At 56.8% G+C, this 18,406-nt stretch carries 14 protein-coding genes; 2 read left to right on the top strand and 12 right to left on the bottom strand.

The window, feature by feature from the left end:
* Nucleotides 1-2: 2 nt before the first annotated feature.
* The 12 genes from tssH to AAC076_RS13255 form a co-directional block, all read right to left on the bottom strand.
* Nucleotides 3-2,588: a type VI secretion system ATPase TssH gene (tssH, locus tag AAC076_RS13310; protein ID WP_339846474.1), complete on the bottom strand. Its 2,586-nt coding sequence runs from the start codon at nt 2,586-2,588 to the stop codon at nt 3-5.
* The gene (gene tssG, locus AAC076_RS13305; RefSeq protein ID WP_339846472.1) at nt 2,585-3,610 is read right to left on the bottom strand and encodes a type VI secretion system baseplate subunit TssG; all 1,026 of its coding nucleotides are present in this window, start codon (nt 3,608-3,610) and stop codon (nt 2,585-2,587) included. The genes tssH and tssG overlap by 4 nt, the downstream gene beginning before the upstream one ends.
* A complete protein-coding gene (gene tssF, locus AAC076_RS13300) occupies nt 3,574-5,364 on the bottom strand; it encodes a type VI secretion system baseplate subunit TssF (RefSeq protein ID WP_339846469.1) in 1,791 nt (596 codons plus the stop codon). Before tssF ends, tssG begins: the two co-directional genes overlap by 37 nt.
* Before the next feature lie 95 nt (nt 5,365-5,459).
* Entirely contained in the window at nt 5,460-5,864 is a 405-nt protein-coding gene (gene tssE, locus AAC076_RS13295; RefSeq protein WP_339846467.1) for a type VI secretion system baseplate subunit TssE, read from the bottom strand.
* A 3-nt stretch (nt 5,865-5,867) separates the two neighbouring features.
* Complete coding sequence (tssC, locus tag AAC076_RS13290) at nt 5,868-7,343, bottom strand: type VI secretion system contractile sheath large subunit (protein WP_339846464.1); 1,476 nt, start codon at nt 7,341-7,343, stop codon at nt 5,868-5,870.
* 22 nt (nt 7,344-7,365) lie between these two features.
* A complete protein-coding gene (gene tssB, locus AAC076_RS13285; protein WP_339846461.1) occupies nt 7,366-7,875 on the bottom strand; it encodes a type VI secretion system contractile sheath small subunit in 510 nt (169 codons plus the stop codon).
* A gap of 18 nt (nt 7,876-7,893) precedes the next feature.
* Nucleotides 7,894-9,483: a type VI secretion system protein TssA gene (gene tssA, locus AAC076_RS13280; protein WP_339846459.1), complete on the bottom strand. Its 1,590-nt coding sequence runs from the start codon at nt 9,481-9,483 to the stop codon at nt 7,894-7,896.
* A 651-nt stretch (nt 9,484-10,134) separates the two neighbouring features.
* Nucleotides 10,135-11,079 carry a PA2778 family cysteine peptidase gene (locus AAC076_RS13275; protein WP_339846456.1) on the bottom strand — a complete coding sequence of 315 codons (945 nt, stop codon included), beginning with the start codon at nt 11,077-11,079 and terminating at the stop codon, nt 10,135-10,137.
* Between the two features lie 4 nt (nt 11,080-11,083).
* Nucleotides 11,084-11,494 carry a PA2779 family protein gene (locus tag AAC076_RS13270; RefSeq protein WP_339846454.1) on the bottom strand — a complete coding sequence of 137 codons (411 nt, stop codon included), beginning with the start codon at nt 11,492-11,494 and terminating at the stop codon, nt 11,084-11,086.
* Nucleotides 11,495-11,705: 211 nt separating this feature from the next.
* Nucleotides 11,706-12,989 (bottom strand): FAD-binding oxidoreductase, encoded by a 1,284-nt coding sequence (locus tag AAC076_RS13265; protein ID WP_339846452.1) that lies wholly within the window; start codon nt 12,987-12,989, stop codon nt 11,706-11,708.
* Nucleotides 12,990-13,097: 108 nt separating this feature from the next.
* Complete coding sequence (locus AAC076_RS13260; RefSeq protein ID WP_339846449.1) at nt 13,098-14,642, bottom strand: DHA2 family efflux MFS transporter permease subunit; 1,545 nt, start codon at nt 14,640-14,642, stop codon at nt 13,098-13,100.
* A complete protein-coding gene (locus AAC076_RS13255; RefSeq protein WP_339846447.1) occupies nt 14,635-15,666 on the bottom strand; it encodes an HlyD family secretion protein in 1,032 nt (343 codons plus the stop codon). The genes AAC076_RS13260 and AAC076_RS13255 overlap by 8 nt, the downstream gene beginning before the upstream one ends.
* Nucleotides 15,667-15,771: 105 nt before the next feature.
* Between AAC076_RS13255 and AAC076_RS13250 the strand changes: the two genes are divergently transcribed.
* Nucleotides 15,772-16,719 carry a LysR family transcriptional regulator gene (locus AAC076_RS13250; RefSeq protein WP_339846444.1) on the top strand — a complete coding sequence of 316 codons (948 nt, stop codon included), beginning with the start codon at nt 15,772-15,774 and terminating at the stop codon, nt 16,717-16,719.
* A 60-nt stretch (nt 16,720-16,779) separates the two neighbouring features.
* Nucleotides 16,780-18,255: a glutamate--tRNA ligase gene (gene gltX / locus AAC076_RS13245; RefSeq protein ID WP_339846441.1), complete on the top strand. Its 1,476-nt coding sequence runs from the start codon at nt 16,780-16,782 to the stop codon at nt 18,253-18,255.
* Nucleotides 18,256-18,406: the final 151 nt, after the last annotated feature.

Here is an 18,406-nt window from a genome sequence, read left to right as displayed (position 1 = left end):
TATCAGGCAAATTCACAGGTCACGACTCCTTCGCCATTGAGCGTGGCATGGGCGCGCTCCAGTCGTTCTCCACTCGCGATCGCGGATAGCAGTCTATCTACCGCCAAAGGTTGCAACTGTTGGTCAATCAGCCGATCAATCAGGCGTGCACCGGTTTCGCCTTGGATACAGCGATCCGCGAAATGCTCGACCAGTGCAGTGCAGTGGGTGAATTCCACATCCCGATCGTGCAGGCGCTGAGCGAAGCGTGCGAGTTTCAGAGTTATCAACTCGCGCATTACGCCAATGGCGACAGGGTAATAGGGCACTACGTGCATGCGTGCGAGCAGAGCTGGCTTGAAATGTCGACTAAGCGTCGGCTGGATCGCCTGCTCGAGCTGTTCTGCCGGGGGGCGCTGACCGTTATGGCACAGGCTCAAGATTTGCTCGCTGGCCAGGTTGGAAGTCATCAGGATAAGCGTGTTACGGAAATTGATTTCCCGACCCTCTCCGTCATTAGCGATCCCCTTATCGAAGATCTGATAAAACACATTCATTACGTCGGGGTCGGATTTTTCCACCTCGTCCAGGAGTACCACTGAGTAGGGCTTCTGGCGCACTGCCTCGGTCAACATACCGCCTTCACCAAAGCCGACGTAGCCCGGTGGCGCGCCGATCAGACGCGAAACACTATGTTTTTCCTGGAACTCGGACATATTGATGGTAGTGAGGAAGCGCTCGCCGCCATACAGCAGGTCAGCCAGGGCGAGGGCTGTTTCGGTCTTGCCTACCCCGCTGGGGCCGACCAGCAGAAATACACCCACTGGCGCATCCCTGCGGTTAAGGCCTGCCGCAGTGGCACGCATGGCACGGTCCAGGGCCTCGATAGCCTGGTCCTGACCAAGCAGCCTGGCTCCCAGGTTCTCAGCGAACCGGGCGACGCTAGCGTTGTGCTCGCGGGCCAGTTGGCTCAAAGGGATGCCTGTCCAGTGGCTGATGACCTCGGCGATTAGCCGCGGACATACCTCGTGGCTGACCAGTCTCTCTTCAGCTTGGGCCTGATGTAGTTCGCGTTGTGTGGCCTTGAGCTGACCTTGCAACTCTTCCAGGGTAGCTTTGGCTTTCGTCCCATCGAGCCGAGCTTCTGCACACAGGCCTCGTATCTCCAGCAGTTTCTCGGCTAGTCGGCGTTGCAAATCCCAGCGATCCTGTAATCCCTGTTCTTCGGCGCGCGCCTGAACCAGCATGGTCTCCAGTTCATCTAGCATTGCTGTCTCGACAGCCAGGCCCGATTGGTAGTCCCGCAATAGTGCCTGCTGCTGGCGTTCTTGCTCGGCGATCTGATTGCGCAGCGTGTCCAGTTTTTCCGGTGCGGCGGCAAGGCTTATTCTTACCCGCGCGCATGCGGTATCCAGCACATCCACTGCCTTGTCGGGGAGCTGGCGTCCGGTGATGTAACGGGCCGATAGCTCGGCCGCGGCGACAACCGCATCGTCGCGCACGTAGACACCATGGCTTTTTTCATACCCACAGGTCAGGCCACGCAGGATGGTCACGGCCTCGTCCACGGTGGGCTCTTGCAATTGCACGGGCTGAAAGCGTCGGGCCAGGGCCGGATCTTTCTCGAAGTAGCGCTTGAATTCGCTCCAGGTGGTAGCGGCGATCGTGCGGAGTTCACCGCGTGCCAAGGCGGGCTTGAGCAGATTTGCCGCGTCGCCGCCGCCTGCCTGGCCTCCAGCACCGATCAAGGTGTGAGCTTCGTCGATGAACAGAATGATTGGTGTGACCGAGGCTTTGACTTCGTTGATCACCCCTTGCAGGCGCTTTTCAAATTCGCCCTTTATGCTGGCCCCGGCTTGCAGCAGGCCCAAATCCAGGCAGCGCAACTCCACGCCCTGTAGTGTTTGCGGTACCTGGCCAGCGACGATACGCAGCGCCAGACCTTCGACGATCGCGGTCTTGCCGACCCCGGCTTCGCCTACCACGATCGGGTTGTTCTTGCGCCGGCGTGCGAGAATATCAACCATCTGGCGGATAGCCACATCACGGCACAGGACCGGATCCAGCTTTCCCTCTCTTGCCCGTTGGGTCAGGTTGTGGGTAAAGCTTTCGAGCGCCGAGGCGGGACCTGCAGGTGATTGCGCACTCTGAGTCTGCGCCCTGGTATCTCGGGCAAAGCCCAGGAGCCGCTCGGCGTTAAGCGCCGTTAGAAAGGGATAAAGATGGCTGCCGGCGTAACGGGAGGGATCACGCAGCAGGGCAAGGATTAGGGCCGCTTGATCGACATGTGTCCGTCCGAGCTCGAGATTGGCTACCAGTAGCGCGTTCTGCAACCATTGCACTAGCTCCAGTGAAAAAGCCGGATTGCGTGAGGCGCTGTCTTCCTGGAGTGGCTGCAAGGCTTCGGCTAGATCGCCGGGTTCCAACTCGGCATCAGACAGGGCCCGATTGAGCAGACTGTCTGTACGCTCTAGCAGGCAAAGCATCAAATCTTCTACAAGTACCTGAGTGCCGCTGCGAGTGACGCAGCGCTGGGCCGCGGTTTCCAGGTCCTGACGGGTGGCCGGGTCAAGTGCCTGCACCAGTTGTTGCAGATCAATGTTGATCATGGGGTTATCGATCCTTGATGGGGTTGGCTGCTCAGGGTGACCGCAGCGTCGGCATTACCGCAGCCGAGCCAGCTGGTCCAGCCGAGCAGACAGGGTGTCGCGGCATCCAGCCGGGGCTCTCGAATGGCGTCCGAACGCAACTGCAAACGAATGTCGTAGTCCAGTGGGTCGCGCAGGGCGAAACGTATCAGGGCGCACAGTGATCCGTAGCCGGTGCCTGAGGGTAAAAATTCGTGAAAACGCTCCCAGCTCAATTGTTGGATGTGTACGCGAAATTTGCCGCTGCGGTCGCGTACTTCATGGCCCAGCACCAGGCTCTCGCCCAGGGCGCTGTTGGCCAGCCCGAGCCGGTTGCGCTGATCCTCATGGATGGTCACCTGACGCTCAACGCACTGTTCGATGTGCATTGAGGCATGGACGAAGTAATAACGCAGTACCGACTCAATCAGGGCTGCCGACTGCACACGCAGACTGAGCAGACCCAAATAGGGAAGTAGCCGTTTCCAGTTCAGCTCGTGCTCGTCCCGGATAGCGTCGTCACCCAGGCCGATCAGGGAAAACAGCTGTGATGAAAAGGGGTCACGTGCGCCACCGGCAAAGCGCGAGTAGTAGCGATATTTCTGCCAGATGGGCAGCAGGAGGCGCTGCAACCGATCATTGAAGAGGTCGAGAAAGTCCCGGGTGGGGTTGCCCTCGGCAGTATCTCCCAGGGCTTGTTCGCCATAGAACGCTGGCAAAGGCGAGCCAGCGCCAAAGAGGCTGATCAGATTGACCCGTAGCCGCGCACGTAGCTTGCCGTTCTCGCGAAAATACTCCACCCGCTCGATATCGCTACCGGGGAAACCCATGCTCGGGTTGGCCTGGAATTCGATCATCTGATACAGACGGATGTCATCGAGATCCGGATGCTCCTTGCGCAAGCAGTCGAGCACCAGCAGCACACCCTGAAACAGGCTGTACTCGCGAATGCCGCGGCTCAGCTCGTTTAGAGCAGGGGCTTTTGCCCCATGCGTGGTGTCCATTGGTAAAGCTCTCCGTTGGTACTTTTGACTTCCAGTTCGTGATAGGAATTGAGGCTGGCGTAGAGGGAGAAGAATTCATTGAGTATTGAGGCGAACAGAAACAGATCGCCTTCGCCCAGATAGCCATCGCTGTCCATACTTAGCTCGGTTCGCACGCCGCGAACCGGCAGTCCGCGATAGAGCCGGTCCACCGGATTGTGCTGGATCGCCTTGAGTCCATTGAGCAGACGGCGGCTGACCTTCGCGGCGTGCTGGTCGTAGTGCCTGGGCAGGTCGTAGGTTTCGAGGATGACCTTGAGAGCCTCGACATTGGCCAGAGACAGGTAGTTGAGCGACATGTTGCTGATCAACTTCCAGAGAAAATCATGGTGCAGGGGCGGCGCGTAGTTGGGGGTGACCGCACTGATGTTGCGAAAGCGCAGGAATTCGGGCGTCCCTTCGCTGGCGCGGCAAATGTCGCCCAGGGCAAGTTCCAGAGGCAGATTCTGATTCGTACAAGTCAGTTCTACCGACAGGGTTTCGTGAATTTCCAGGCTGCGCTGCCCGAAGCTCAGGTAGGTATCCACGCCGTCGTTCATCAGCGAAGGGGTCTGGCGCAGGCTGTAGTAGGGACGAGCCTCGGGAAAGTCGAAGCTGGCGTCGTGCTCAAAGGATTCGAAGGGCACGTATTCCTCATAACCCATGCCGCCTGGTTTCCAGCCGGTGACCCGGTCTACGGAGAATACTCCGCACTGGGCGGTGTCGTATTCGGCCGGACGCAGCATGTATTTGTCCTGCCTGCCGTCCAGCCGGATCGGTGTGGCATCATGGGAGAACAGGTTGACGATCGGCGTGCAGTGCAGACGGATGTTGTCAACATTGGGGCGAATGCGCTGAGCACTGGTCTGACGCAGGTCGAAGCGAAGCTCGAAGCCTGCAGCCCGTTTGAGCAGGTCCTCCTGCAGTCCGTGCAATACGCTGAGGCCATGTAGATCGACAAACAGGAATTTCTCTTGAAAGGCGAAGTATTCCTGCAGATAGCGGTATCCGCGGAAAGTGTTGACCGGGTAGGGGACCAGCGCTTCATCTTCGGCAAAACCGGTTGGTTGCAGCTGGTCTGGGCTTATCTTCAGGGGCGTGACGTCCTTACCGAAACTATCTTTGAGTGGTTTGCCCTGGGTATCGAGCAGCACTATCTGGATGTCTTCCAGGTGGCGCATCATGCTCAGGTACAGTGCCTGACTGATGTAACGCTCCCCCGCAAGGTGTAGACGTAGTCGTTCGAGTTTGATGTCAGCCAGACGTGCGCCGCCATTGATGCCCACTTGTACACTGAGCATCGCGCCGTGGCCCTTGACCGAATAGTCAACCTGACGGATGTTCAGCGCGGTTAGCTCAATGTTCGATGTGGTCCTGAAGCGACAGGCCACACCCTTCACCGGCCGTGACTCAACCGGTGTGCCTCGCGGCACGACGACAGCCGCACCGGCATTGTCCAATGATTCGAATTGCAGAATGCTGAATGCGGGTAATGGCCGCATGTAGTTAGGCCACAGCAGATACATCAGCGAGTGAGTGAGTTCAGGTAACTCATCATCGAGCTTCTGCCGCAATCGCCCGGTAAGAAACGCAAAGCCTTCCAGCAGCCGTTCAACGTCTGGATCACGACCGCTTTGTCCGAGAAACGGGGCCAGTGCGGGGCTGCGTTCGGCAAAGCGTTTGCCCATTTGACGCAGCGCTGAAAGTTCGCTCTGGTAGTAATGATTGAAGGACATCTACAGCTCTTCCCTGTGCACGAATGCGTGTCGCCTTGATACGGCGATCTGATATATGTGTTTTCTGGTGGTGTCTGGTCAGCCCGCCAGAACGTCTAGCGAACCTGTACTTGACCACTACCGCTAAGCCGCGCGATGAAGCTGACGGCGTGTCGCTGGCCGTTCATGTCGACCACACCCTCAAGCGCAAATGATAGGTTTAGCGGGTCGTGTTCACGGGGTAGCGCGACTACCCGTACCTGGCTCATTCTGGGTTCGTATCGATCGATAAAATTTTCGATCGCGATACGCGCCTGCTGCTGCGAATCGTGCAGTGACAGACGCATATCATTCAGGTCGGGTAGACCATAGTCCGGTAGAGCCTGGACACTGCCCGCACGTGTGCTCAGCATCTTGGCCAGGTGCGCTGCGATCGAGGCCACAACAGCCTGGTCATGGCTCCAACCGTTACGCCGGGTGGTGTCGCCGGCCAGGCGCTCGAAAAGGCTGCCGTAGCTCATGGGTTATTCCTTTTCCATCTTGCCGACCAGCGACAGGGTGAAATCCGCCCCCATGTACTTGAAGTGTGGGCGCACGCTGAGGTTGACTCTATACATGCCCGGCTGGCCCTCAATGTCGGTAACGTTGACCTGCGCTGCCCGCAGTGGACGGCGCCCACGAACCTCTGGGTTGGGGTTGTCCTGGTCAGCCACGTACTGGCGTATCCACTTGTTCAGTTCCAGCTCCAGATCGGTGCGTTCCTTCCATGAGCCGATCTGCTCGCGCTGCAGCACCTTAAGGTAATGGGCCAGGCGGTTGACGATGAACATGTAGGGGAGCTGTGTCCCCAAGCGGAAATTCAGTTCTGCTGCCTTGCCCTCTTCACTGTTTCCGAAAAACTTGGCCTTCTGGGTACTGTTGGCAGAGAAGAATGCGGCGTTGTCACTGCCCTTGCGCATAGTCAGCGCGATAAAGCCTTCCTCGGCCAGCTCGTACTCGCGGCGGTCGGAGACCAGCACTTCGGTTGGAATCTTGGTTTCGATTTCGCCCATGCTCTCGAAATGGTGCAGGGGCAGATCGTCCACCGCGCCGCCGCTTTGCGGTCCAATGATGTTTGGGCACCATCGGAAGCGAGCGAAGCTATCGGTCAAACGCGTCGCAAAGGTGAACGCGGTGTTGCCCCACAGATAATGCTCATGGCTGCCGGCGACGTTTTCCTTGTAGACAAAGCTGCGTACTGGATTGTCTTCGGGATCGTAAGGGTTACGCAGGAGGAAACGCGGTAGAGTCAGGCCCACATAGCGGGCATCTTCGCGCTCACGAAAGCCCTGCCATTTGGCAAATTGCGGTCCTTCAAAGTGATCCTTCAGATCCTTGATGTCGGGCAGGCCGGTGAAGCTTTCCAATCCGAAGAATTTGGGGCCGGCAGCTGCTATGAACGGAGCGTGGGACATGCTTGCTACGCTCGCCACATGTTGCAGGGTTTTCATGTCCTGGGAGGAGGGGTCGAAAAAGTAATTGGCAATCAGCGCGCCGACCGGCTGACCACCGAACTGGCCATATTCGGCAGTGTAGACATGCTTGTACAGGCCCGACTGAACGACTTCCGGGCTGTCCTCGAAATCCTCAAGCAAATCCTGTTTGGAAGCGTTGATCATTTCGAGTTTGATGTTTTCGCGAAAATCGGTGCGATCAACCAGTATTTGCAGACCTCGCCAAGCTGATTCCAGGGCCTGGAACTCCGGTTGGTGCAAAATTTCGTCCATTTGCTTGCTGAGCTTGGCGTCGATCTCGGCAATCATCCGGTCAACCATCGCCTTTTTGACCGGCTCCTTCTCATTTTGCGGCTTGAGTAGTTCAGCAATAAATGCTGAAACCCCGCGCCTGGCAATTCCATAAGCTTCATCATCGGGCGTCAGGCGGGTTTCCGCGATGATACGGTCGAGGATGCTGGTGTCTTCGGCTTGATGGCTGGCTTCAGCTGCTGCTTGAGTATTCATTTGAACGTCCTTGTCGGAAAGATCAGTTGTCAGTCGTGGGCTGGGCGGTCAGGTCCAGCTCAGCCAGAACCAGGTCGCGGGAAGCGTCATCACTGAGGACGCTTTCGATTGCCTTGCGAAAGGCAGGAGCGTTTCCAAGTGGGCCCTTGAGCGCCACGAGGGCGTCGCGCAGCTCCATCAGTTTCTGCAGCTCCGGTACCTGTTCCACCAGACTGGTGGGGCTGAAGTCCTTCATGGAATTGATTTTCAGGTCGACGCTCAGTGACGCATCGTTGTTGGTGTCGTCCTGTAGCCGACTGGGAACGGTGAAGCCGAGACTCAGCTCCTGCTTGGCCAAAACGTCATCAAAACTGCCTTTGTCGATAGCGATAGGCTTGCGCTGTTCAATAGTGCGGTCGTCAGGACGTTGGGTGAAGTCACCAAGAACCATGAGTTTCAGTGGCAACTCGACCTCTTCCTGGGATCCCCCGTGGGTTGGGGTGAAAGTGACGTTTACACGTTCCTTGGGGGCTACTGAGCCTTCTTTGGCCATGGTGTTCTCCATTGAGGTTTAAGACCCGTGGGTCTGGTCGAGTGCTGCTTCGAGATCGAGGCGGCAAAGCCGCTGGTAAATGTCCTGCCGACGCTCGGTTGCGGCCTGTGTACGTGGCAGTCGTTGATAGCTGTCGGCTAGCAGTTGCAGAATGCTGACAGCCAGCTCTGGTTCCCAGCGGTCCAGTCGGGCGTCGTGCAAATTCTGATGCAGCGCCTCAAGTTGATACGCAGCCAGTTCGAAATGCTTGCCGATGTGACATAACCGAGCTTGAGAAAATTGCCATTGGAAGCGTTCACGCTCATTGCTGGCGGTCTGCATGCCTTGTTTGAGCAGAGCTACTGCCGCTTTGAGGTTCTCTTTGCGCATAAGGTCGCAAGCGAGGTTCAGTGCTTCTTCCCAGGGAGCCTGTTGATTCCCTGGAGCGCTAGTCGCGGAACTGCTGGGGCTGTCAGCCATAGTCGAGCTCGACGCGGCCAGCCAGGCTTGCGTTCGGTCGTCGGCAAAGGGGGATCCATCGTGGAAGCGCAGTTGCTCAAGGCCAGGCAGTCGTAACAGAAGAGAGCTGACCTGCGCTTCCAGTTCGCGCTGCGCGCTTTTTGCGCCCAGTGCTTCCAGGCACTCCCATACCAGGCGCTGGCCGTCCAGCCAGAAGGGGGATTTGCCCACGCTTGTTTCCAGTTCGCGCAGTAATTCGCTGCGCTGCCCATGGTTCAGGCTCTGGCCGAGCCGCTCGGCATAGGCGGCGAGTCGATCGGATGGAAGTCCGCGTAATGGCGTCTGCTGATGCAAGTCGTGTTCGGGTAGAGCGTCAATTTGTAACCAGAGCAGGGTTCGGGATAGGCGAATAGCGCGTGGGTCGGTAGCGGACTGGCTGAGCCACCAGTCGCACAGGGGCCGAGCCTGGTTCTGCAGTGTGCGCAGCACCTTGTTGGCTTCCCGGGTATTGCTGACGTCTATTGGTGAGATATTTACGTTACTGGCCTGCGTGTGAATCGGCGTTACAGTGGCAGTAGTAGTTTTCTGTGCGTTTGGGGCTGAAGCGGGTTTGGGCTTCGCATCCCGAGTTGCGAGTTCGTCAAGCCGGCGGCATAGGGGCAACAGATCAGGTGCCTCGGATGCCATATGTGCCAAGAGGCACTGGTTGAGTTCTCTCAGTTGGCTGGCAAAGGCGCTGATCGTTGCAGGTTCTATGTTTTCCTGAGTATCCGCGCTGTTTTCTACGGCTCGTTCCAGCCGTGGCATCAACCATCCAAATGCTGCCAAACGGGTACGAGGCTTGCGCGGATGGAGCGTTTGCCAGTGATGCTTGCAGAGGTATAACAGGGCGCTTACCCCTGCTTGTAGTCCGCCGTAAGAATCACTCTGGAACAGGCTCCAGGTTAGCCATACTGCGGCGCGTAGATCCTTGGAATGCTGTTTGAGCAGGTTCTCGCTGCCCTCGCGTATCAGGGCCCAGTCGGGACCTGCTGCTTCATGCAGGGAATCGGCTTTGGCAAGTTCAAGTTCGAGCACTTCAAACTCGGCGGAATAGCGCACGTCCTCGCCACAGAATTCCGTGGTGGTGATAGGCGTCTTGGCCAGATCGATGTATCGGTTCGCCAGCATGCTGAGATCGTCGTTCCTTGACTCTTCGTTCTACCTGACAGCACGAATCCTTGGCTGAGTATCGGGTAGAAATAACCTGTTTTTAAGAAATTTTAATGGCTATTAAAGTGAGCAGAAAGTTGCCGTACAATTCTGTATTGCGCAACTTTCTGCGCACTTTCCCTGTGCAATAAGTTGCGCATGAGAGTGTTGAACGGGGTGTATCCTAGTCTTGCAAAAGAGGGGTAGCAAGGCGATAAAGTGTGAACTATTTTGCTTTATTGACAAATAATATGACGCACAAAAAACAGCGCCATAAAATTGGCTTTTTTGTACGATGATTGGGATGAAGGGTTTTCGTGCTTCAGAAGAGTTATGTTTAATTTTTATAAGTCATTGATATGTATTGATATTATTTCTTTATTAAGAAGCTCAAAAAAATGGCAATTTATGCTGGCAGGTCGAGCTGTATATGAGAAGCAATCCGCATTTCTCGAATAGCGTCCTTGACGGATACGTTTAGAGTCAATACTTAATGCCCAAAAATATCGAGCTTTATTGATATGAAAGGAGTTTGCTTGAATTTATTTTAAACGGTCTTTCTTATATTAGGAGGGTAACTGGCAGATTGGTAAGGCTGCATCTATTTGCGCCATTTTTGCAGCCTGCCATTCAATTACAAGCGGGTATAAGACATTGGCCGTTTGCTGAGGTGGGTGATTCTGATTCGTCGTTGCTGGCGGAGGTGGAACAGGCCCTGACTGCCTCTGCCGCCGCTTCACAACCGGTGGCTTCCAGAGTGAAAGCGAGGTTGTTCCAGCCAGCCTCGAGCTCCGGAAAGTCAGTGACCAGCACACGAAAATGTTCAACGGCTTCCTGCTTGCGACCCTGGGCCCAGGCTACGTTGCCGAGACCGAAACGTGCGGTCGCTTGATCGGGCCAGCGCTGCATTGCGGTCTGGTAGGCCGTGGCGGCGCTGTCGAGCCTGCCGGTTTGTTCCAGGTCGCTGGCAGCGAGCAGATAGTGCAGGGGTTCTGCGGTCGCGGGTAGCTGGCCTGGCGGCATCATCACAAGCGCCCAGCGGTCGGCTCTTTGCCAGGTTCGCATGAATACCTTGAAGGGTTCACGCTGCGCTTCGTTGAGCCCGCTATGCACGATCATTTCACGCTTGTTGAGGTCGTAGCCTATTACTACTGCGTAGTGCCATTGGGGCAGCCAGTCAAAGGCCAGATTCTGCATGACCAGTACCGGGTTGCCCGCATCTATTTCGGTTATCAGATCTTCAAGTTTACCGGCCAGGGGGTAGACCAGCAGGTCGCGCTCGCGAGCGGCTGCAACCAGTTCGACCTGTAGGGTGCCTTTGCGCTCGGGTATGTAAACCCTGTCCTTGAGTGCTTCGGGTGTTGCCTGTTTGCCGCGATGGTTGAGCACCATGGCGAGCGCCGCAGGACCGCACTGATAGGCATCCTGGGAATAAAAGGGTACTTGCTGTAGTTGGCGTGTCGCGGCGACGTCAGCGAAGGCTTCGGGTGGGGGTATGGTAATGGGTCGCCCTGCGCAGGCTGACAGCAATGCTGTCAGCCCGAGCAGTACGATCAAGTGCCTGAAGCGGGACACTGGATCAGCGATTGATGCAGTTGACGAACTTGTACACGTTAGTAGCGCACAGCATGTCGGTAATGATAAAGATAACCAGGAATAGAACGATTATGCCGAGGATACCACCGCCGGCGCCGGCTGGACCTTCGTCGAGCTGGGCGTTGAAATAGGCCAGTTCATCAGCGGTGAGGCTGTTAATGCGCTGCTCTACCTGCTCGGGGGAAACACCCATGGAAGCGATTTTTTCCTGCACGGCTTCATCGGACAACATGCCCTTGAGCGCTTCACGGTCAACGCTTGCCTGCTCTTGATTGATGACATCGTGGGTACCAATCATGGAGCCCTTGGCGTGCACGCTGGTCACGGTGGTGAGCAGGAACAATGCAGTCAGCATGATCGAGAGGAAACGTCTGGTAGATGCGGTAAAAGTCATAGCTTGATCCTCGTTATTATCATTGGACTTGCGTTTTAGCTTGCGCGAAACGGTTGCCCGAAAGGACCGAATGCCGGTCCTCGATTGAAGCATACTCTTTAATCTGAGCAGCCAACGTGGAATTGATCCCTCAACTCGATTGAAGTTCCCGTGTGGGCTGCGAAATGTGATGGAGTTCCTGTCTGACAGTGGCTGCCTAGCCTTGTTGCGCTTACCAGCCCATCCGGTCGCGCATCTTGTAGTACAAGGCTCCCATCGCGGTAAAGGGCACACGAAACAGTCTGCCACCCGGGAAAGGGTAGTGGGGCAGGGTGGCAAAGGCATCAAAACGCTCAGACTGACCGTGGATGGCCTCGGCCAGGATCTTGCCCGCAAGGTGGGTGTAGGTAACGCCGTGCCCGCTACAGCCCTGTGAGTAGTAGATGTTGTTATCCAGACGCCCTACCTGCGGCAGCCGTGAGAGCGTCAGCAGAAAATTGCCGGTCCAGGCATAGTCGATCTTGACGTCCTTGAGCTGCGGGAAGGTTTTGAGCATGTTCGGCCGCACCAGGGCCTCTACATTGGCTGGGTCACGCGCGCCGTATACGACGCCGCCGCCGAAGATCAATCGCTTGTCGGCGGAGAGCCGGTAGTAGTCGAGCAGATAGTTGCAGTCTTCCACGCAGTAGTCCTGGGGAAGCAGCGATTGAGCCAAGGCGTCACCAAGCGGCTCGGTTGTAATCACCTGGGTGCCGCAGGGCATGGACTTGGCTTCCAGTTGCGGAATCAGTCCACCTAGATAGGCATTGCCGGCGACAACCACAAAGTCGGCGGTCACCTGTCCCTGTTCTGTATGCACCACGGTTCTGGCGCCCTTGTCGACGCGGATTACCTGGGACTGCTCATGGATGACACCCCCAAGTGACTCGACGGCCGCGGCTTCACCGAGAACCAGGTTCAGCGGATGGATATGGCCGCCGCTCATGTCGAGCATGCCGCCCACATAGGCCTCAGTATCGACCACCTCGCGTATGCGCTGGGTATCCATCATCTCCAGCTGCGTATGACCGTAGCGTTCCCAGAGAGCCTTCTGGGCTTCCAGGTGCTGCATCTGTTTTGCAGTAACGGCAGCGAACACGCCGCCATCTTTCAGGTCGCACTGAATATTGTATCGGGCTACCCGCTCACGAATGATGCGGGCCCCTTCAAAGGCCATGTCGCCCAGTAGCCTGGCCTGTTGGGCTCCGACGCTGCGCTCGATGACGTCAATGTCGCGGCTATAGCTGTTGACGATCTGGCCGCCATTGCGACCGGAGGCTCCAAAACCGACACGGGCTGCCTCCAGTATGGTCACCTTGAAGCCGTGCTCGAGCAGGAAAAGGGCCGTCGACACGCCGGTGTATCCCGCTCCGATAATGCAGACATCGGTTTCGTGGCTGCCCTGCAGGGGTGGGCGTTCCGGCGTCGGATTGGCGGAAGCGGCGTAATACGAGGAGGTATGGTTCGTCTGAGCCATGGAATACCCTTTTTGCGAGGCTATGTAGCATATTTTTTACATCTGTTGTCAGATGCTAGCGCCTGTATAGGGGTAATGCCATAGGGCGATCAAAAAAAATTACAATACTCAGTCGGGATTCTGTGGGGCCTGGGGTATGGGACGCACCATCAGCACAAAGACCATGGAACAGGCCAGCATGATACCGATCAGGTGAAATGCATCGTTATAGGCCATGATCTGCGCCTGTTGATGCACCTGATTGTTGAGGACCATAAAGGCTGCCTGCGGGTCGCCCAACTGGTTGGTCAGCAGATCCAGTCGCTCCTGCACAGCAGGATTGCCGGGCACGATCGACTCACGCAGGAAGTCGAAATAGTACTTGGCGCGGCTGTCGAGAATGGTCGCCAGTGCCGCAATGCCTATGGCTCCACCCAAGTTTCGCAGAATGTTGTACAGACTGGAAGCTGAGCCAGCCTGGGACGGAGGGATCATGGCCGTAGCCAGAATGGACATCGGCACCAATACCATGGGTTGGCCGATAGCGCGGAAAATCTGGATGCCGATGAATTGTTCACCAGCAAAATCCAGACTCAGAGAGCCACTGAAAAAACTGGCGAAGGCAAATAGAGAAAAGCCCGTTGCGCAGATCAGGCGCGCGTCGACATGCTTCATCAGAATAGGCACCAGCGGGATAATCAGCAGCTGCGGGAGTCCCATCCACATCAGGACCTGACCTATCTGCAGTGCGTTGTAATCCTGGATCTGGGCCAGATACACGGGTAACACGAACACCGTGCCATAGAGACCCACCCCAAGGCCGATATTGGCGAGACTGCCAAACAGGAAGTTACGGTCCTTGAATAGGCGCAGGTTGATCAGCGGATTGGGTCGCGAGAGCTGCAGAATCACGAAGGTGACCAGGCTCATGAAGGCGATGATTGCCAACGTTAGCATCAGGTTCGATTCGAGCCAGTCCTTACGATGACCTTCCTCGAGAAACACCTGCAGGCAGCCCAGACCCAGGGCCATAGTCAGAATGCCCAGGTAGTCGCCTTGCTTGAGAAGCTCCCAGCGCGGGGCGGACTTCTCCAGCCCGTAAAGCAGTCCTGCAATCATCACCAGGCCAGGCACAATATTGATATAGAAAATGTATTCCCAGCCGTAATTCTGGGTCAGCCAGCCGCCAATCGTGGGTCCGATCGAAGGGGCGAAGGTTGCAGTAACGGCGAACATGGCCATGCCCTTGGGACGGTCGGGCGGTGGCAATTTGGTCAGAACCAGCATGAATGCAAAGGGAATCAGTGCGCCACCAGCCAGGCCCTGCAGAACCCGGAACACCACCATGCTCTCCAGGCTCCAAGCCAGTGAGCACAGCAGGGATGCAAGGACGAAGCAGGAAGAGATGACCACTGCAAAGCGCCGCGCGGACATCACCATGGTCAGCCAGGCGGCCAGCGGAATGATGATGATTTCCGCCACCAGATAGGAGGTGGAGATCCATGATCCTTCCTCGATGGTGGCCGACAAGGCGCCCTGAATGTCGCGCAGGGAGGAATTGATGATCTGGATGTCCAGAATCGCCATGAAAGCGCCCAGAATAGCGCTGAGAATGGCGATCCAGTCTCGTCGTCCGGGTGGTGGTATAGCGCGCTCTGTGGCGACTTCAGTCACGCAGTGACACCTTCACCTCGGCGGACATGCCAGGTCGCAGATAGGCACTGAGCGGGTGCGCATCGTCGATCAGAATCTTGACCGGAATACGCTGCACTACTTTGGTGAAATTGCCGGTGGCGTTATCGGGTGGCAACAGACTGAACTGGGCGCCGGTTGCCGGGAACAGGCTGTCTATCTGGCCGGGGACTTCCTGGCCGGGAAAGGCATCGAATGTCAGTATGGCTTCCTGGCCGGCGCGTATGCCTTCGATCTGGGTTTCCTTGAAGTTGGCCTGAACCCATAACGCCTGTTGTGGCACCAGAGCAAGTAGATGGGCGCCCCGCTGGGCATTGAGGCCCACACGCACACTACGCTGGCCGACGCGCCCTGCGATGGGTGCACGGATTTCGGTGCGCTGCAGATCCAGTTCTGCACCACCGATATCCGCTTCGGCGGCCGCCACCATGGCGTCCAGGCGGGCAATATCCGCGTTAAGACTGTCCTTGGTCAGGGTCTGGGTCTGCGCATCAGCGATCGCTCTGCGGACCTGTGCCCTGGCTACATCGCGTTGTGCCCTGAAGTTGCTCAGCTGTTCTTCTGAAGCAAAGCCCGATTGGCGCAGGGGAGTGATACGGTCGATATCCAGCTGTATGCGTTTCTGCTCTGCCTGGCGCGCTTCTATATCGGCCTGTGCCGAGGCGATCAGGCTGTCCTGCTGCGCCAGTCTAGACTGGGCTTCGCGCTGCTCTGCCTGACGGGTGGCGAGATTGGCTCGCGCATGGGCAAGCGCGATCTCGAAATCCCGCGGGTCTAGCCGCACCAGCAGTTCACCGGCTTCAACCAGTTGGTTATCGCCAACCAGTACTTCGGTTACCTGGGCATCCAACTGGCTACTGACACGGGCGATTTCGGCATGAATATAGGCATTGTCGGTACTCTGGTAATGCCGCCCGACAAACCACCAGTTAGCGAAGAAGGCGCCACCAATAAGGCCCGCTACTAGAAAGAAGAGCAACAGACGCGTGCGCACTCGGGCTGACATGGTTTTCCCTCATTTTTATTCTTGGCCTGCACTCTAGCACTGTTGCACCTGGCTAGAGAGGGGGTAGAATCTGGACACTTTGTTGCACTACAGGAACAGTTGAAGATGGGATTGGATGACGCACTTATTTTTACTCGCGTAGTGGAATGCCATAGCTTCACTAGCGCCGCGTTGACTCTGAATATGCAGAAGTCGACGGTCAGCCGTCGCATCGCCCAGCTAGAGGAGCGCCTGGGTGTAAGGTTGCTCAATAGAACTACTCGCAAGTTGCGCTTGACCGAAGTAGGTCAGGCTTATTACGAGCGTTGCCGGCAGATCATGCAGGAGTTCGCTGAGGCGGAACAGGCGATCATGCAACTGCAGAGCGAGCCGACGGGTCTGTTGAGGGTCAGTTCGCCCATCGAGTTCGGGCAACTGTTTCTGGGCCGCGTGGTGGGTGAGTTCATGCGTTGCTACCCTGCGATTCAGGTGGAAGTCGAGCTGACTACCCGCACCATAGACCCGGTCGAGGAAGGTATCGACGTGGTGATCCACCGCGGACGGCTGCAGGACTCGAGTCTGGTCGCCCGGCCGATGATGACCAGTCCTCGCCAGCTGTTTGCCAGCCCCGATTACATTGCCCAGTACGGGATGCCCAAGCGACCTGAAGAACTTTCTCAACATCGCTGCATCAACACTTTGATGGATGGCGGACGCAAATGGCATTTCAACGAGCCCCATGTGAGTGTTCAGATAACGCCGGTACTGACCGCGAATAACATTACCTTCGCCCGGGAAGTGGCGATTGCCGGCGCGGGTATCATCAACGTACCCGCTTTCATCGCTGAGCCCTATGTTGAGCAGGGTCAGCTATGCCGCGTACTTGAACACGTGGTTTTACCATCAACCGAGTTGTACGCCCTCTATCCGTCGCGCCGCTTTCAGGCCATGAAGGTCAAGGCTTTCATCGACTTCATGATCGACAGTCTGGAGAAATACCTTAGCCAGGAAGTAGAGGCAGGGGCCGAGCCGCTGATATTATCCGCAGCCGAGCAGGCTGACTTGCAACCCTGATTCTGGTCAGCCTGGCCCTGACGATAGAGCCGCCCGCGAATCAATATTACGAGAGAATTCATGACTGTCCGTACCCGTATTGCGCCTTCCCCCACCGGTGATCCCCATGTGGGTACTGCCTACATAGCCCTGTTCAACCAGTGCTTCGCACGCCAGCACGGTGGCCAATTCATTTTGCGCATCGAGGACACGGATCAGGTTCGCTCCAGCGCCGAATCGGAGCAGCAGATTCTTGATTCTTTACGTTGGTTGGGGCTCGAATGGGACGAGGGTCCGGACGTCGGTGGACCGCATGGCCCGTATCGTCAGAGCGAGCGCAGTGCCATCTACGTGGAGCATAGCGAGAAGTTGATCAGTGCAGGGCATGCGTTCCGCTGTTTCTGCAGCAGTGAGCGCCTGGATGCCCTGCGTGCCGAGCAGACGGCCAACAAGCAGACGCCCGGTTACGACGGCCACTGTCTGCACCTTCCCGAGGCCGAAGTGAACGAGCGTGTGGCCAGCGGCGAGCCCCATGTGGTGCGCATGAAGGTTCCGGATACGGGTATCTGCACCGTGCAGGATATGTTGCGCGGTGAGGTCGAGATTCCCTGGGAACAGGTCGACATGCAGGTATTGATGAAGGCCGATGGCCTACCTACGTATCACCTGGCGAACGTGGTCGACGATCATCTTATGGGTATCACCCATGTGCTGCGTGGCGAAGAGTGGATCAATTCGGCACCCAAGCACATGTTGCTATATCAATATTTCGATTGGGATATGCCCCAGTTGTGTCACATGCCTCTGCTGCGTAATCCGGACAAGAGCAAGTTGTCCAAGCGCAAAAACCCAACCAGTATCACTTTCTATGAGCGGATGGGCTATTTGCCCCAGGCACTGCTCAACTATCTTGGCCGTATGGGCTGGTCGATGCCGGATGAGAGCGAGAAGTTCTCCCTGGATGAGATGGTCGCGCATTTTGATATTCAGCGAGTGTCCCTAGGTGGGCCGATTTTCGACGTGGAAAAGCTTGCGTGGCTCAATGGCCAGTGGATACGTGAACTATCAGTTGAGGCTTTTGCCGAGGCAGTGCAGACCTGGGCACTGAATCCTGAGTATCTCAAGCCGATGATTCCGCTGGTGCAAAGTCGGGTTGAGACCTTCAGCGATCTGGTACCGCTGGCCGGCTTTTTCATGGCTGGAAAGGTCAGTCCCGATCCCGTGCTGTTTGAGCACAAGAAGCTATCCGCCGATGAAGTACGACAGGCTTTGCAGCTTTTGCTTTGGAAGCTGGAAGCCACGCGCCAGTGGGACAAGGAAAACATCACCGCAAGCATTCAGCAGATTGCCGAGCTGTTGCAACTCAAGCTGCGTGATCTGATGCCATTGCTGTTCCCGGCCATCACAGGACAGGCTGCTTCAGTGTCGGTTCTGGATGCAATGGCTCACCTGGGTCCGGATCTCACACGTTTTCGTCTGCGTCAGGCCCTGGAGCTTCTGGGTGGCACGTCCAAGAAGGAAGCCAAGGCGTGGGAAAAGATGCTGGCGGGGCTCTAGGCTAAAGGTGCCTGCTCCGAGCTTTAAGTATCTGTTTTGCGTAAAATTCTGTTGACAGGCCGGGGCTCGAATCATAATATGCGCCCCGTCCTAGAGACGGGGCTATAGCTCAGCTGGGAGAGCGCCTGCATGGCATGCAGGAGGTCTGCGG

Origin of the sequence: uncultured Halopseudomonas sp. (genome assembly GCF_963977355.1) — a bacterium.
Taxonomy (GTDB): Bacteria; Pseudomonadota; Gammaproteobacteria; order Pseudomonadales; family Pseudomonadaceae; genus Halopseudomonas.
Note: the sequence above shows the minus strand (reverse complement) of the source record. Positions and strands in the feature narration are given on the sequence as shown.